Below are 13,566 nucleotides of genomic sequence, written 5' to 3' on the forward strand. Positions count from 1 at the left end.
GAGTGGCACAAAAAGATTATGTAGGCCGCGGACGTTCAACAGGGACGCGTCGCAAAAAAAGCCCCAGCCGTAGCAAGAAGAGCACTAAAGGCGGATCGGGTGCATCGAAATTAATGATTGTACTGGCGGTTGCGGTGTTGGTGACCTTTGCCGGTGGTTTATGGTTCCTCGCGCATCACCAAAAAGAAGATACGCCGGTGATTACGGATCATAAAGCCAACGGCAATGGCTTACCGCCGAAGCCTGAAGAGCGCTGGAAATACATCAAAGAGCTGGAAAACCGTCAGGTAACGGTGCCGACGCCAATCGAACCTTCGGCGGGCGGCGAAGTGAAGTCGCAAACGCAATTAACTGATGAACAGCGCCAACTGCTGGAGCAGATGCAAGCCGATATGCGTCAACAGCCAACGCAGCTAAACGAAGTACCGTGGAACGAACAAACTCCAGCACAGCGTCAGGTTACGCTGCAACATCAGCAACAATTGCAACAACTCCAGCGCCAGCAACAGCAAGTTCAACAGCAGCAGCGTCAACAGCTTCAGCAACAACGCCAACAACAACAGCAGAGCGTGCAACATCAGCCGCAACCAGCACCGATCACGCATGAGCCAACCCCCACTGCTCAGCCGAAACCGCAAGAAACGGCGAAAAAACCGGTTGAAAAAGCCTCATCACAGCGCTGGATGGTACAGTGCGGTTCATTCAAAGGCACCGATCAGGCTGAATCAGTTCGTGCTGGCTTAGCATTTGAAGGCTTCGAAAGCCGCATCACAACCGGTGGCGGCTGGAATCGCGTAGTTATCGGCCCGTATAAAGATCGTTCGACTGTCGACAACGTCTTAAAACGTCTGCGCGGTTCTGGCCATTCCAGCTGTATTCCGCTTACCGTTGGGGGTTGAAACCCGTCAAACCCGCCCCATATCAATTTGCATGATGCTTCGCGCCTCGTTGCGCGAAGCTTTTTTCGACTGAACAAGGGGTCTGCCCGTGACAACAATAGTAAGTGTACGACGCAACGGCCAGGTAGTGATTGGCGGTGATGGCCAGGCTACTCTCGGCAATACCGTAATGAAAGGCAACGTTAAAAAAGTGCGTCGTCTTTACAATGATAAAGTAATTGCCGGTTTCGCTGGCGGCACCGCAGATGCCTTTACCCTGTTTGAACTCTTCGAACGTAAACTTGAAATGCATCAGGGTCATCTGGTGAAGGCCGCTGTTGAGCTGGCAAAAGACTGGCGCACCGACCGTATGTTGCGCCGTCTCGAAGCCCTGCTGGCGGTGGCTGATGAGTCTGCGTCGCTGATTATCAGCGGTAACGGTGATGTGATTCAGCCTGAGAATGATTTGATCGCGATTGGTTCCGGTGGTCCTTATGCCCAGGCTGCGGCGCGCGCGCTGCTGGAAAACTCCGATCTGGGTGCCCGCGACATCGTGGAAAAATCGCTAAATATTGCCGGTGATATTTGCATCTACACTAACCACAACGTTAATTTCGAAGAATTACCGTCTAAGTCGTAAGGATTTTAACCATGTCTGAGATGACTCCTCGCGAAATCGTCAGCGAGCTAAACCGTTTTATCATCGGCCAGGACAGTGCAAAACGCGCCGTGGCTATCGCGCTGCGTAACCGCTGGCGCCGCATGCAGCTTGATGAAGAGCTGCGCCATGAAGTTACGCCGAAAAATATTTTGATGATCGGTCCAACCGGCGTGGGTAAAACCGAAATTGCGCGTCGACTGGCTAAACTGGCTAACGCGCCATTTATTAAAGTCGAAGCCACCAAGTTCACCGAAGTCGGCTATGTGGGTAAAGAAGTGGATTCTATTATCCGCGATCTGACCGATGCGGCTGTAAAAATGGTGCGCATGCAGGCAATCGAGAAGAACAAATATCGTGCAGAAGAGATGGCGGAAGAGCGCATTCTCGATGTATTGATCCCCCCGGCGAAAAATAACTGGGGTCAGGCGGAGCAAAACAGCGAACCGTCCGCAGCGCGTCAGTCATTCCGCAAAAAACTGCGTGAAGGCCAGCTGGATGACAAAGAGATTGAAATTGATCTCGCGGCGACTTCAGCCGGAGTAGAAATTATGGCGCCTCCGGGCATGGAAGAGATGACCAGCCAGTTACAGTCAATGTTCCAGAACCTGGGCGGCCAGAAACAGAAGCCGCGCAAGCTGAAGATCAAAGAAGCGATGAAGCTGCTGATTGAAGAAGAAGCGTCTAAGCTGGTCAACCCAGAAGAGCTGAAACAAGACGCCATCGAAGCCGTTGAGCAACATGGCATCGTGTTTATCGATGAGATCGACAAAATCTGTAAGCGCGGCGGCCAGAACGCCGGCGGACCGGATGTGTCGCGCGAGGGTGTACAGCGTGATTTGCTGCCGCTGGTTGAAGGCTGCACGGTGTCAACCAAACACGGCATGGTGAAAACTGACCATATCTTGTTTATCGCTTCCGGCGCGTTCCAGGTCGCCAGCCCGTCAGATCTGATTCCAGAACTGCAGGGGCGTTTGCCGATTCGTGTTGAATTGCAGGCGCTGACCGTGAACGACTTCGAGCGCATTCTGACCGAACCGAATGCGTCTGTTACCGTGCAGTACAAAGCGTTGATGAATACCGAAGGCGTGAATATTGACTTTACCGATGACGGTATTCGCCGTATTGCTGAAGCGGCATGGCAGGTTAACGAAACGACCGAGAATATTGGTGCGCGTCGCCTGCATACCGTGCTGGAGCGCCTGATGGAAGACATCTCTTATGATGCCAGCGATCGTCATGGCGAATCGGTCACCATTGACGCCGAATACGTGGGCCAGCACCTGGATCAGCTGGTTGCAGACGAAGACCTGAGTCGCTTTATCCTTTAATCTTGCTGTCTATGCGTTTGCTCAAAGCCCAGCCATCCGGTTGGGCTTTTTTCGTTGCATATCGCTGATGCATCGCTCTTTTCATCCGTTGATGATTTTGCCAACAATCCGCAGAAAGCGATATACTTACCGCTCCTGTGGCAAACAGACGAAACCCTTATGAAATACGATACATCTGAACTCTGCGACATCTACCATGAAGAAGTGAATGTTGTTGAACCGCTTTTTTCAAACTTTGGTGGGCGCACCTCATTCGGTGGTCAGATTACCACAGTGAAATGTTTTGAAGACAATGGCTTGCTTTACGATCTGCTCGAAGAGAATGGCCGTGGTCGCGTATTATTGATTGACGGTGGCGGCTCGGTACGTCGTGCATTGGTGGATGCGCAGTTGGCGCGTTTAGCGGCACAAAACGAGTGGGAAGGTATCGTGGTTTACGGTTCGGTACGTCAGGTTGATGAACTGGAAGAGCTGGAGGTCGGCATTCAGGCCATCGCCGCCGTTCCGGCTGGCGCTGCGGGTGAAGGTATTGGCGAAAGCGATGTGCGCGTTAACTTTGGCGGCGTCACCTTCTTCTCGGGTGACCATCTGTACGCTGATAACACCGGCATGATTCTTTCAGAAGATCCGCTGGACATCGAATAAAGCCAGCAACGAAAACGGGTGCCAGCGCACCCGTTTTTCATCTCAGCTGAGGCTTAATTTAAACCTCTTCCATTTTTCCCAGCAGTGCACGCAGGCGCTCTTGCCAGACATGCTGCTCCTCTTTCAGATGCTGATTTTCACGCACCAGTGCGTCCTGATTACCTGCCGCCTGTTGCGCGTCATTACGCAGATTGTTGTTCTGCTCTTTCAGTTCTTCAATTTCCATCTGCAGCAGAGTGATAGTATCAATCGCCTGCTGTACCTTCGCTTCCAGTTTTTCGAACACTTCAAATGACATCTTTCTGACCTCTCCCAAATCTTGCAAGGCGTTGATGATGCCAACTTAAGCGCACAACGCTTCAGCCAGCAACGATGTTTCGATTGTATGTAGCCTCACCGCGCAAGTCCAGCAACGCTGCCCTTTCCAGCGCAGTATGTAACACTTTTCAGCCTATGCCTAAGAATCGACTTGCTGCGTATTTGCGCGATCGCGCTCACCATTCAGGAATGCGCATATGATGATTAAGGAAAGCAAAAACACGCGATAACGCGCATTTTTATGACACAGCACACAAAAATTGATTTCGCTATTTCTCGTTTATGTTCGTTAACGATAAGTTTACAGCAGCCCTACATTAGAGCTGGGTGGCTCACGGATTGAGAACAAAAACGGATAAAATTTAACCTCGCTTCAGGAATAACATCATGAGTCAGACAACTAACACGCTCAAAGGCCAGTGTATCGCCGAATTTATCGGAACCGGATTGATCATCTTTTTTGGCGCCGGTTGTGTTGCTGCGATGAAATTAGCGGGCGCTGCGTTCGGTCAGTGGGAAATCTGTATCATCTGGGGATTAGGTGTTTCCATGGCAGCGTATCTCACCGCTGGCGTATCGGGTGCGCATCTTAATCCTGCTATTACCATCGCGCTTTGCCTGTTTGCTAATTTTGAGGGACGTAAAGTCGTACCTTACATCATTGCGCAGATTGCGGGTGCCTTCTGCGCGGCGGCGCTGGTCTATGGACTGTATTACAACCTGTTCCTCGATTACGAAGCCAGCCATCAAATGGTGCGAGGCACTGTCGAAAGCCTCGATTTAGCCGGTATCTTCTCAACGTATCCCAATCCGCAAATCAGCGTAGGCCAGGCATTTTTAGTAGAGATGGTCATTACTGCCGTGCTGATGGCGGTAATTATGGGCCTGACCGATGATGGTAACGGCCTGCCCCGTGGTCCGCTGGCACCGCTATTGATTGGCCTGTTGGTTGCCGTTACTGGCGGATCAATGGGTCCGCTGACCGGATTCGCCTTAAACCCGGCGCGTGATTTCGGTCCAAAACTCTTCGCCTGGTTAGCCGGTTGGGGTAACGTGGCCTTTACTGGCAGTCGTGATATTCCTTATTTCCTCGTGCCGATTTTTGGTCCCATTGTGGGTGCTTGTTTGGGTGCTTTTGGGTATCGCGCTCTGATTGGCCGCCATTTACCTGGCGCAGTACAGGAACCTGCCAGCCCTACAACAGAAAAACCGGTCGCACGCGCTCAACAGCGTAAAGCGTAAGTTTCACCTTTATCATCAGGACAGAATTTATGACTACTACCACCGATAAAAAATACATCGTCGCGCTCGATCAGGGCACAACCAGTTCCCGTGCCGTGATCCTCGATCACGACGCAAACATCGTGGCGGTATCACAGCGCGAATTTACCCAGATCTACCCAAAAGCGGGCTGGGTTGAGCATGACCCAATGGACATCTGGGCATCACAAAGCTCCACTTTAGTTGAAGTGCTGGCCCATGCGGACATTCGCTCTGATGAAATCGCGGCGATCGGTATCACCAATCAGCGCGAAACCGCCATCGTCTGGGACAAAGAAACCGGTAAGCCTATTTACAACGCTATCGTTTGGCAGGATCCGCGTACCGCAGATTACTGTCACAAGCTGAAGAAAGAGGGTCTGGAGGAGTATATCCAGCACACCACCGGTTTGGTGATTAACCCTTATTTTTCCGGCACGAAAGTGAAGTGGATTTTGGATCACGTAGAAGGAGCACGTGAACGCGCAAAACGCGGCGAGCTGCTGTTCGGTACGGTTGACACCTGGCTGGTGTGGAAAATGACCCAGGGACGCGTGCATATCACTGACTATACCAACGCCTCGCGTACCATGATGTTCAACATCCACAAGCTGGAATGGGATCAGCGTATGCTGGACATCCTTGATATTCCACGTGAGATGCTGCCAGAAGTAAAATCCTCCTCGGAAGTTTACGGCCAGACCAATATCGGTGGTAAAGGCGGTACGCGTATTCCCATCGCGGGTATTGCGGGCGATCAGCAGGCTGCGCTATATGGTCAACTGTGCGTTCAAACTGGCATGGCGAAAAACACCTACGGCACTGGCTGCTTTATGTTGATGAACACCGGGACCGAAGCCGTAACGTCAACCCATGGCCTGTTGACCACTATCGCTTGCGGTCCACGCGGCGAAGTAAACTATGCGCTGGAAGGCGCGGTGTTTATCGGTGGCGCATCAATTCAGTGGCTGCGTGACGAAATGAAGCTAATCAGCGATGCTGCTGACTCTGAATATTTTGCGATGAAAGTGAAGGATTCTAACGGCGTTTATATGGTGCCAGCATTTACCGGCCTGGGTGCCCCTTACTGGGATCCGTATGCGCGCGGTGCGATTTTCGGCCTGACGCGCGGCGCCAACGCTAACCATATTATCCGTGCAACGCTGGAGTCTGTGGCTTATCAGACGCGTGATGTGCTGGAAGCCATGCAGAACGATGCGAAAAACCGTTTGAAGTCGCTGCGTGTAGATGGCGGCGCGGTCGCGAATAATTTCCTGATGCAATTCCAGTCGGACATTCTTGGTACGCGCGTTGAGCGTCCCGAAGTGCGCGAGGTGACTGCGCTGGGTTCAGCTTATCTGGCAGGTCTGGCGGTTGGCTTCTGGAAAGATCTGGAGGAAGTGCGCGCCAAGTCCGTTATCGAGCGTGAGTTCTGTCCAGGCCTTGAAACTACCGAGCGTAACTTCCGTTATGCAGGCTGGAAAAAAGCCGTTGCCCGTGCGCAAGCCTGGGAAGATCAAGAATAATGTTCTGGCCCGCGATGTGCTGTCGCGGGCCTTTCCCCCCGCCCGACTCCCGCTGTGTTACACTGCCTGCCTGTTTTTTTGTCAGGTGCATGCCATGAAACGAGAACTTGCCATTGAATTTTCCCGCGTAACCGAAGCGGCCGCTTTAGCGGGATACCGCTGGTTAGGACGCGGCGATAAAAACGCTGCCGACGGCGCCGCTGTCCACGCGATGCGTCACGTCTTAAATACCATTCATATCGACGGCCAGATTGTGATCGGCGAAGGTGAAATCGATGAAGCGCCAATGCTCTACATTGGTGAAAAAGTCGGAACCGGCACCGGCGATGCGGTAGATATTGCCGTCGATCCGATTGAAGGCACTCGCATGACCGCAATGGGTCAGGCCAATGCGCTGGCCGTACTGGCGGTTGGCGATAAAGGCAGTTTTCTGCACGCGCCTGATATGTATATGGAAAAGCTGATTGTGGGTCCGGCTGCTCGTGGACATATCAATCTCGACCTGCCGCTGGAAACGAATTTGCGTAATATTGCTGCTGCGATAAATAAACCGCTGACGCAGTTAACCGTGTCGGTTTTGGCTAAGCCACGTCACGATGCTGTCATCAAACAGCTGCAGCAGCTCGGTGTGCGCGTGTTTGCCTTCCCGGATGGCGATGTCGCAGCCTCGATTTTGACCTGCATGCCGGATAGCGAAGTAGACGTGATGTACGGAATTGGCGGCGCGCCTGAAGGTGTGGTATCAGCAGCTGTAATCCGTGCGCTGGATGGCGATATGCAGGGAAGATTATTAGCGCGACATCAGGTAAAAGGCGACAGCCCAGAAAACCGTCAACTGGGTGAACAGGAACTACAGCGCTGTGCCGAGATGAATATTGAAGCAGGCAAACTGCTAACGCTGGATGCGATGGCGCGTAACGACAATGTCATTTTTGCTGCCACCGGCATCACCAGCGGCGATTTACTCAAGGGCATAACGCGCCAGGGCAACATCGCCACCAGTGAAACCTTATTGATTCGCGGTAAATCGCGTACCATCCGCCGTATTCAGTCGATTCACTATCTCGACCGGAAGGATCCAGCGCTGCATCAGTTTATCCTGTAACTGGCTGGTTGCCGCCTTCCGGCTGACGTGAGAGCGGCAACCAACAGATCAACATGACCAACGCGGTAAAAAACATCAGCATACCCATGCTGAACTGATCGCGCTGTGGCATAAACGCTGACAACCATGCCCCCAGCCCGGCCCCTAAATTTTGTAAACCGCCGATCAATGCGCCTGCGCTCCCTGCTAACCACGCGTAGGGTTCCATGGCACCGGATGTCGCCAGTGGAAACAGCATACCTGCGCCAAAGAAAAATAGCGCAGCAGGCACTAACAGCGTCCAGATATTCATGACACCAAACCACGCCGGAAGCCACATCAGGATACCCGCCAGCAGACAACTGTTTACGCCATACCACATCAGGCTGTGCCACGAACGCTGCTCACGTCCGGCGAACCAGGCGCCGAAGAAGGCAGCCGGAATAGGCAGGATAAACAGAATGCTCACAGTTAAGCTGTTCAGCCCCAGTACGCCACCCAGCAGCACACCACAGCTGGCCTCAAACACGGCAATTCCCGCCAGCGCGCCAATCAATAAAATGATATAGCGAATAAAGTTGATGTCGCTCAGCAATTTAGCGTAACGCATAAAAAATGGCGTGACTTCAGCGCTGTAAGGACGCGTTTCCGGCAACCAGCGCACCATTGCGCCCGTGACGGTCAGACACAGCGCCAGTAAAAAGGCGAAACAGGCGTGCCAGCCAAACAGTTGCGTCAGCAATGCGCCAATCACGGGAGCCAGCAACGGGCTGACTAAAATGCCCATATTTAACCAGCTGTTCGCCTGACGCAGCGGTTGACCAGAATAGAGATCGCGGGGCAGGGTTCGCGCCATCACACCAGCCACGCTGGTTCCCATTCCCTGAATAGCGCTGCCCAATATCAAAATATTGAGTGCAGGCGCCAGCATCGCGATTAGCGCGCCGATCATAAAGATCATCATGCCAGCCAGGATCACCGGGCGCCGCCCTACGCTATCGGAAAGCGGACCGTAGATCAGTTGCGATCCCCCATAGGTGATTAAATAGGCCGCCATAACGCGTTGCATGGTGCCGTCACGCACGTTTAACGCCTCCGCCATGGTTGCCATCGCCGGAACATAAATGGTTTGTGCCATCTGTCCGACCGCGACCAGAACAATTAACATCACCAGCAGCGGGCGATTTTCCAGTTTATTCATCATTATTGAGCAAAATTTCTAACTGTAAATTAAGAAAAAAGCAGCCATAACGCAGGGTTGCTTAGGGTTACTGGCGGGACAAAATATCAGGATTCGATGACAAAGCGAGGGGTGTGATAAAAGCGCAGAACTTGCATACGTCAAGTTTATGCACCAGCTTGTAAAGGTGACATAACAGTTTGTCGATTAGAGCCTTTGAACGGACGCAGGGTGGAAATCACAGTGCCAGATAGCGAAGATACCCGTATGCCTGAAAATCAACCAAGGAGTGAATATGGCCGAGTGGGTCAATGCGCAAGTGAAAGAAGTGAAGAACTGGACCGATGCGCTGTTCAGCCTGCGGGTTCAGGCGCCTGTCGATACGTTTATCGCCGGACAATTTGCCAAGCTGGCACTGGAGATTAATGGCGAACGCGTACAACGCGCCTATTCGTATGTGAATGCACCAAACGATCCCCTGCTGGAATTTTATCTGGTCACTGTACCGGAAGGAAAATTGAGTCCACATCTGTCTGCGTTACGGCCTGGCGATCAAGTGATGGTAACGAAAGAGGCTTCCGGTTTTTTTGTACTGGAAGAGGTGCCGGACTGCACAACGCTGTGGATGCTGGCGACCGGCACCGCGATTGGCCCTTATCTGTCGATTTTGCAGCAGGGCGAAGGTCTGGAGCGTTTCGAAAACATTGTGCTGGTGCATGCGGCGCGCTATGCCGCCGATTTAAGTTTTTTGCCCTTGATGCAGCAGCTCCAGCAGATCTATAACGGCAAACTGCACATTCAGACCGTGGTGAGTCGTGAGGAGATTGCCGGTTCGCTAACTGGCCGCGTTCCCGCATTGATCGAAAGTGGTGAGCTGGAACGCGTCGTTGGGTTGCCGATGGAGGCAGAAAGTAGCCATATTATGCTGTGCGGCAATCCACAAATGGTGCGTGACACCCAGCAGCTGCTGAAGGAGTCGCGCGGCATGCATAAACATCTCAAGCGCAAACCGGGACATATGACCAGCGAACATTACTGGTAAACCGCTTTATATCGCACCGGCAACGCCGCGGCACCACATCGGCTTCTCTGACGGTGCCGCAAGCCATGCCAGCGCTGCGTAATGTTAGGCTTTATCACCCTGAGAGAAATTTAAGCCGCCGCGCTTTTGACCTTGCGGTTAAAACCCGGTCTAATTTGGGGCTGAGTTTACTGGTTAGGGTCGACAAAAATGAAGAGTTTGCCTGGCGCGCTGTTGTTAAGTTTTGCGCTGACGGTTCCGGCATTTGCCGCCGATCCACTACCACGGGATCGGGCCGAACATATGCCTACCGCGCCTTATCTGTTATCCGGCGCACCGACTTTTGATATGACTATCGGCCAGTTTCGCGAGAAATATAACGCGACTAACCCTCAACTTCCGCTGATGGAATATCGTGCCATTGATAATCGGGATGACAAAAGCAATCTGACGCGCGCTGCCAGTAAAATCAGCGAAACGCTGTATGCTTCTACCGCGCTGGAACCGGGCACCGGCAAGATTAAAACCCTGCAAATTACCTGGTTACCGCTGCCGGGACCGGACCAAAGCGCATCTCAGACCAGGGCCATGGAGTATATGACGGCAATGTTGCGCTTTTTTGTGCCGGGTTTATCCCCTGAAGAGGGATATAAAAAGCTGGAGAAGCTCCTGAGCGACGGCAAAGGCTCGCCCTATTTTGCCCATAATGAAGGCGCTTTGCGCTTTGTGGTGGCTGATAACGGTGATAAGGGATTAACTTTCGCTATCGAACCCCTCAAGCTGACGCTCGCCAGCCCTTGATCGGTTGGGCAAAAATGACGAAAAGCAAAGCTATCGACACATTTGATCTCTATACTGTCTGGCAGATAACGCTGCCTGCCGGCAGTGCCATTTCATGAACGCATTATGCGGAGGATAGAATGCGACATCCACTGGTTATGGGTAACTGGAAGCTGAATGGTAGCAAGCACATGACAGCCGAATTGATCGACGGTCTGCGCAAAGAGCTGTCTGGTGTTGAAGGGTGTGGCGTGGCGATTGCGCCACCGACGATTTACCTCGATCAGGCAAAACATGCTATCTCCGGTAGTCACATTGCACTGGGTGCTCAGAACGTAGATGTGAATCTGTCTGGCGCATTCACGGGTGAAGTTTCAGCGGACATGCTGAAAGACATCGGTGCGAAATACATCATCATCGGTCACTCTGAGCGTCGTACTTATCACAAAGAGAGCGACGAATTCATCGCTAAAAAATACGCAGTGCTGAAAACAGCTGGTCTGATCCCTGTTCTGTGCATCGGTGAAACCGATGCAGAAAATGAGGCGGGAAAAACAGAAGAAGTCTGCGCACGTCAGATTGACGCAGTATTAGAAACACAGGGCGCGGAAGCGTTCAAAGATGCCGTTATCGCTTATGAACCTGTTTGGGCGATCGGTACCGGTAAATCGGCCACGCCAGCGCAGGCGCAGGCGGTTCATAAATTCATCCGCGATCATATCGCTAAGAAAGATGCAGCTATCGCTGAACAGGTGATCATTCAATATGGCGGTTCTGTTAACGATAAGAATGCCGCCGAGCTGTTTACTCAGCCAGATATTGATGGTGCATTAGTTGGCGGTGCGTCGCTGAAAGCCGAAGCTTTCACCGTAATCGTTAAAGCCGCAGCCGCAGCGAAAAACGCGTAAGTCTTTACCTGTGGATTGAAGGGCGGCGCCTGTGCCGCCTCATTTATTGGTCGCAATAATTTACAGCTGTGATCCTGCAATTCTTCTGCCGAGCCGCTGTTAAACAGCAGCCAGTTACGCTCAATTGCCATTAACACCAAACGACCATCCGATAAGCTTGCCACTGCCAGACCATATTTTCCCATTGCGTTGCGCGCATTGGGTACTTCTGTCGCCAGACGGATAAATGCGCTTTGCTGTAGCAATTCCGGCGTTGTCAGCGTGCGCAGCAAATAGCGGTGCTTGCGTAAGGTTTCTGTTTGCCATTGATCGTTGAGAGAGGCTGCCAGCACGTCGAGGCGCTGTCGCACATCAGGTCGCAAACAAGAGATATGAATGTGTAGCTGATTCTGCGTGCGGCCATATTGTGCGTTGATCGCCAGCGACAGCATGCGATCTTTAATAGGCTTAGCACGACGTTGCGCTAATAAATGCCGTTCTTGCCAGGCAAGGGCAATGTAGTTGGCTGTAGCAGGGTCAAGCAGTTGCGGACTTTCAATGCCAGTGGTTTTCACCACTGGGATAAGCAGGTATTGCAGCGGACCTTTCAGATCCTTCAGGGTTGCATAGCCACGCGCAAGGTCAACCTTCTGGCATGGCATTGGCTGACCTTCTCGTTGCAGATTTGGTACGCATTTTTCGCTGACAATCTGCCATAAGGCGTCAGAATTTTTTCTGAAATGAAAGGCCGCGACAAGCATTGCGGTAATAATGAGTGCGAGCAGAACCACGACTGGATTGAAGGCGCAACGACGTCCCTGCATAGCAAGGCTTCCTCTGTTCCCGACCAGTCAGCATCCTCGCCTGGTAACGTTTCAATGTCACGCACAAGAACATGGCCAGCCTGGAACTAAACCGCGCTAAAAAGACAAAACCCCTACTGACTGGTTACCCAGCTTTCGGGGTTTAGCTGAACGATACGATAATATTACGGCTTCATAACCTGATCATAGGTGCCGCCATCAGTGAAGTGCGTTTTCTGCGCTTTTGTCAAGCCGCCAAATTTGTCGTCAATGTTGAACAGTTTTACCGGTGCAAAAGTGCTGGCAAATTTCTTCGCCACTTCTGTATCGCGTGGACGGTAATAGTTCTGCGCTGCAATGGTTTGGCCTTCTGGCGAGTAGAGGTATTTCAGGTATTCATTGGCCACTTTACGCGTGCCTTTTTCATCGACGACTTTGTCGATAACCGAAACAGTAGGTTCAGCCAGAATCGATTCGCTCGGCGTAACGATTTCAAACTTGTCTTTACCCAGCTTGTTCACAGCCAGATACGCTTCGTTTTCCCAGGCAATCAGCACGTCACCAATCCCACGTTCTACAAAGGTGTTGGTCGCGCCACGTGCCCCCGAATCCTGCACTTCAACGTTTTTAAACAGCGCTTTGACGTATTGCAGCGCTTTAGCCTGATCGCCATTGTTATGATCTAATGCCCAACCCCACGCCGCCAGATAGTTCCAGCGAGCCCCGCCTGACGTTTTTGGATTTGGCGTGATAACAGACACGCCCGGCTTGATCAGATCGCTCCAGTCATGGATCCCCTTGGGATTGCCTTTACGTACCAGGAAAACAATGGTGGACGTGTAGGGAGCGGAATTATCCGGCAAACGTTTGATCCAGTTTTTGTCGATGCGGCCGCGTTCAGCAATTGCATCAACATCTGATTGTAATGCCAGCGTGACAACATCAGCGCGAATACCGTTGATCACTGAGGTGGCCTGTTTACCAGAGCCGCCGTGAGATTGACGAATCACTACATTATCGCCAGTTTCCTGTTTGTAATGCGCACTAAACGCTTTGTTGTATTGTTCATACAACTCACGCGTTGGATCATAGGAAACGTTTAATAACTGAATATCCTTTGCCAATACGCTGGAGGATGCCAGCAACAGGGTAAAACCGATACTCCACTTGTTCATCACGCGCTCTCCCAATGTCG

At 52.0% G+C, this 13,566-nt stretch carries 13 protein-coding genes and 1 pseudogene; 10 read left to right on the forward strand and 4 right to left on the reverse strand.

Translation table 11 applies throughout. The features are described 5' to 3' along the window. Positions 1-2: 2 nt before the first annotated feature. The 4 genes from ftsN to rraA all read left to right on the forward strand — a co-directional run bounded on the left by ftsN (position 3) and on the right by rraA (position 3,512). Positions 3-899, forward strand: a complete 897-nt coding sequence (gene ftsN, locus H2P46_RS17080; RefSeq protein WP_193406100.1) for a cell division protein FtsN — start codon at positions 3-5, stop codon at positions 897-899. An 88-nt stretch (positions 900-987) separates the two neighbouring features. Then, positions 988-1,518 carry an ATP-dependent protease subunit HslV gene (gene hslV / locus H2P46_RS17085; RefSeq protein WP_193406101.1) on the forward strand — a complete coding sequence of 177 codons (531 nt, stop codon included), beginning with the start codon at positions 988-990 and terminating at the stop codon, positions 1,516-1,518. A gap of 11 nt (positions 1,519-1,529) precedes the next feature. After that, positions 1,530-2,867, forward strand: a complete 1,338-nt coding sequence (gene hslU, locus H2P46_RS17090; protein WP_193406102.1) for an HslU--HslV peptidase ATPase subunit — start codon at positions 1,530-1,532, stop codon at positions 2,865-2,867. A gap of 159 nt (positions 2,868-3,026) precedes the next feature. Further along, entirely contained in the window at positions 3,027-3,512 is a 486-nt protein-coding gene (gene rraA, locus H2P46_RS17095; protein ID WP_193406103.1) for a ribonuclease E activity regulator RraA, read from the forward strand. Between the two features lie 58 nt (positions 3,513-3,570). Here rraA and zapB read toward each other — a convergent pair whose 3' ends face one another. After that, complete coding sequence (gene zapB / locus H2P46_RS17100; protein ID WP_193406104.1) at positions 3,571-3,810, reverse strand: cell division protein ZapB; 240 nt, start codon at positions 3,808-3,810, stop codon at positions 3,571-3,573. A 407-nt stretch (positions 3,811-4,217) separates the two neighbouring features. On the opposite strand from zapB, the gene H2P46_RS17105 reads away from it, so the two are divergent. The 3 genes from H2P46_RS17105 (at position 4,218) to glpX (ending at position 7,721) form a co-directional block, all read left to right on the forward strand. Then, a complete protein-coding gene (locus H2P46_RS17105; protein ID WP_193406105.1) occupies positions 4,218-5,072 on the forward strand; it encodes an MIP/aquaporin family protein in 855 nt (284 codons plus the stop codon). A gap of 29 nt (positions 5,073-5,101) precedes the next feature. Further along, the gene (gene glpK, locus H2P46_RS17110) at positions 5,102-6,616 is read left to right on the forward strand and encodes a glycerol kinase GlpK (RefSeq protein WP_193406106.1); all 1,515 of its coding nucleotides are present in this window, start codon (positions 5,102-5,104) and stop codon (positions 6,614-6,616) included. A 94-nt stretch (positions 6,617-6,710) separates the two neighbouring features. After that, positions 6,711-7,721, forward strand: a complete 1,011-nt coding sequence (gene glpX, locus H2P46_RS17115) for a class II fructose-bisphosphatase (RefSeq protein WP_193406107.1) — start codon at positions 6,711-6,713, stop codon at positions 7,719-7,721. Here the strand turns inward: glpX and emrD are convergent. Next, a complete protein-coding gene (gene emrD, locus H2P46_RS17120; RefSeq protein ID WP_275092437.1) occupies positions 7,711-8,904 on the reverse strand; it encodes a multidrug efflux MFS transporter EmrD in 1,194 nt (397 codons plus the stop codon). The two genes, glpX and emrD, sit on opposite strands and share 11 nt — an antisense overlap. A 271-nt stretch (positions 8,905-9,175) precedes the next feature. Between emrD and fpr the strand changes: the two genes are divergently transcribed. The 3 genes from fpr to tpiA all read left to right on the forward strand — a co-directional run bounded on the left by fpr (position 9,176) and on the right by tpiA (position 11,589). Further along, positions 9,176-9,922: a ferredoxin--NADP(+) reductase gene (fpr, locus tag H2P46_RS17125; protein ID WP_193406108.1), complete on the forward strand. Its 747-nt coding sequence runs from the start codon at positions 9,176-9,178 to the stop codon at positions 9,920-9,922. 189 nt (positions 9,923-10,111) lie between these two features. Next, positions 10,112-10,702, forward strand: coding sequence for a YiiQ family protein (locus tag H2P46_RS17130; RefSeq protein WP_193406109.1), 591 nt, complete (start codon positions 10,112-10,114; stop codon positions 10,700-10,702). Between the two features lie 119 nt (positions 10,703-10,821). Beyond that, positions 10,822-11,589: a triose-phosphate isomerase gene (tpiA, locus tag H2P46_RS17135; protein ID WP_193406110.1), complete on the forward strand. Its 768-nt coding sequence runs from the start codon at positions 10,822-10,824 to the stop codon at positions 11,587-11,589. A 32-nt stretch (positions 11,590-11,621) separates the two neighbouring features. Here the strand turns inward: tpiA and H2P46_RS17140 are convergent. Together H2P46_RS17140 and H2P46_RS17145 are read right to left on the reverse strand one after the other, a co-directional pair. After that, positions 11,622-12,392, reverse strand: a pseudogene (locus H2P46_RS17140) (CDP-diacylglycerol diphosphatase); the annotation flags it as partial. Between the two features lie 164 nt (positions 12,393-12,556). After that, positions 12,557-13,546, reverse strand: a complete 990-nt coding sequence (locus H2P46_RS17145; RefSeq protein WP_193406155.1) for a sulfate ABC transporter substrate-binding protein — start codon at positions 13,544-13,546, stop codon at positions 12,557-12,559. Positions 13,547-13,566: the final 20 nt, after the last annotated feature.

Origin of the sequence: Mixta mediterraneensis (assembly GCF_014946725.1) — a bacterium.
In the GTDB taxonomy this organism is placed as follows: domain Bacteria; phylum Pseudomonadota; class Gammaproteobacteria; order Enterobacterales; family Enterobacteriaceae; genus Pantoea; species Pantoea mediterraneensis.

What these genes read in the sequence shown, in the direction of transcription:
- glpK (WP_193406106.1), top strand. Translation starts at nt 5,102, where the DNA reads ATGACTACTACCACCGATAAAAAATACATCGTCGCGCTCGATCAGGGC.
- glpX (WP_193406107.1), top strand. Translation starts at nt 6,711, where the DNA reads ATGAAACGAGAACTTGCCATTGAATTTTCCCGCGTAACCGAAGCGGCC.
- zapB (WP_193406104.1), bottom strand. Translation starts at nt 3,810, where the DNA reads ATGTCATTTGAAGTGTTCGAAAAACTGGAAGCGAAGGTACAGCAGGCG.
- fpr (WP_193406108.1), top strand. Translation starts at nt 9,176, where the DNA reads ATGGCCGAGTGGGTCAATGCGCAAGTGAAAGAAGTGAAGAACTGGACC.
- hslU (WP_193406102.1), top strand. Translation starts at nt 1,530, where the DNA reads ATGTCTGAGATGACTCCTCGCGAAATCGTCAGCGAGCTAAACCGTTTT.
- tpiA (WP_193406110.1), top strand. Translation starts at nt 10,822, where the DNA reads ATGCGACATCCACTGGTTATGGGTAACTGGAAGCTGAATGGTAGCAAG.
- H2P46_RS17145 (WP_193406155.1), bottom strand. Translation starts at nt 13,546, where the DNA reads ATGAACAAGTGGAGTATCGGTTTTACCCTGTTGCTGGCATCCTCCAGC.
- H2P46_RS17130 (WP_193406109.1), top strand. Translation starts at nt 10,112, where the DNA reads ATGAAGAGTTTGCCTGGCGCGCTGTTGTTAAGTTTTGCGCTGACGGTT.
- rraA (WP_193406103.1), top strand. Translation starts at nt 3,027, where the DNA reads ATGAAATACGATACATCTGAACTCTGCGACATCTACCATGAAGAAGTG.
- emrD (WP_275092437.1), bottom strand. Translation starts at nt 8,904, where the DNA reads ATGATGAATAAACTGGAAAATCGCCCGCTGCTGGTGATGTTAATTGTT.
- H2P46_RS17105 (WP_193406105.1), top strand. Translation starts at nt 4,218, where the DNA reads ATGAGTCAGACAACTAACACGCTCAAAGGCCAGTGTATCGCCGAATTT.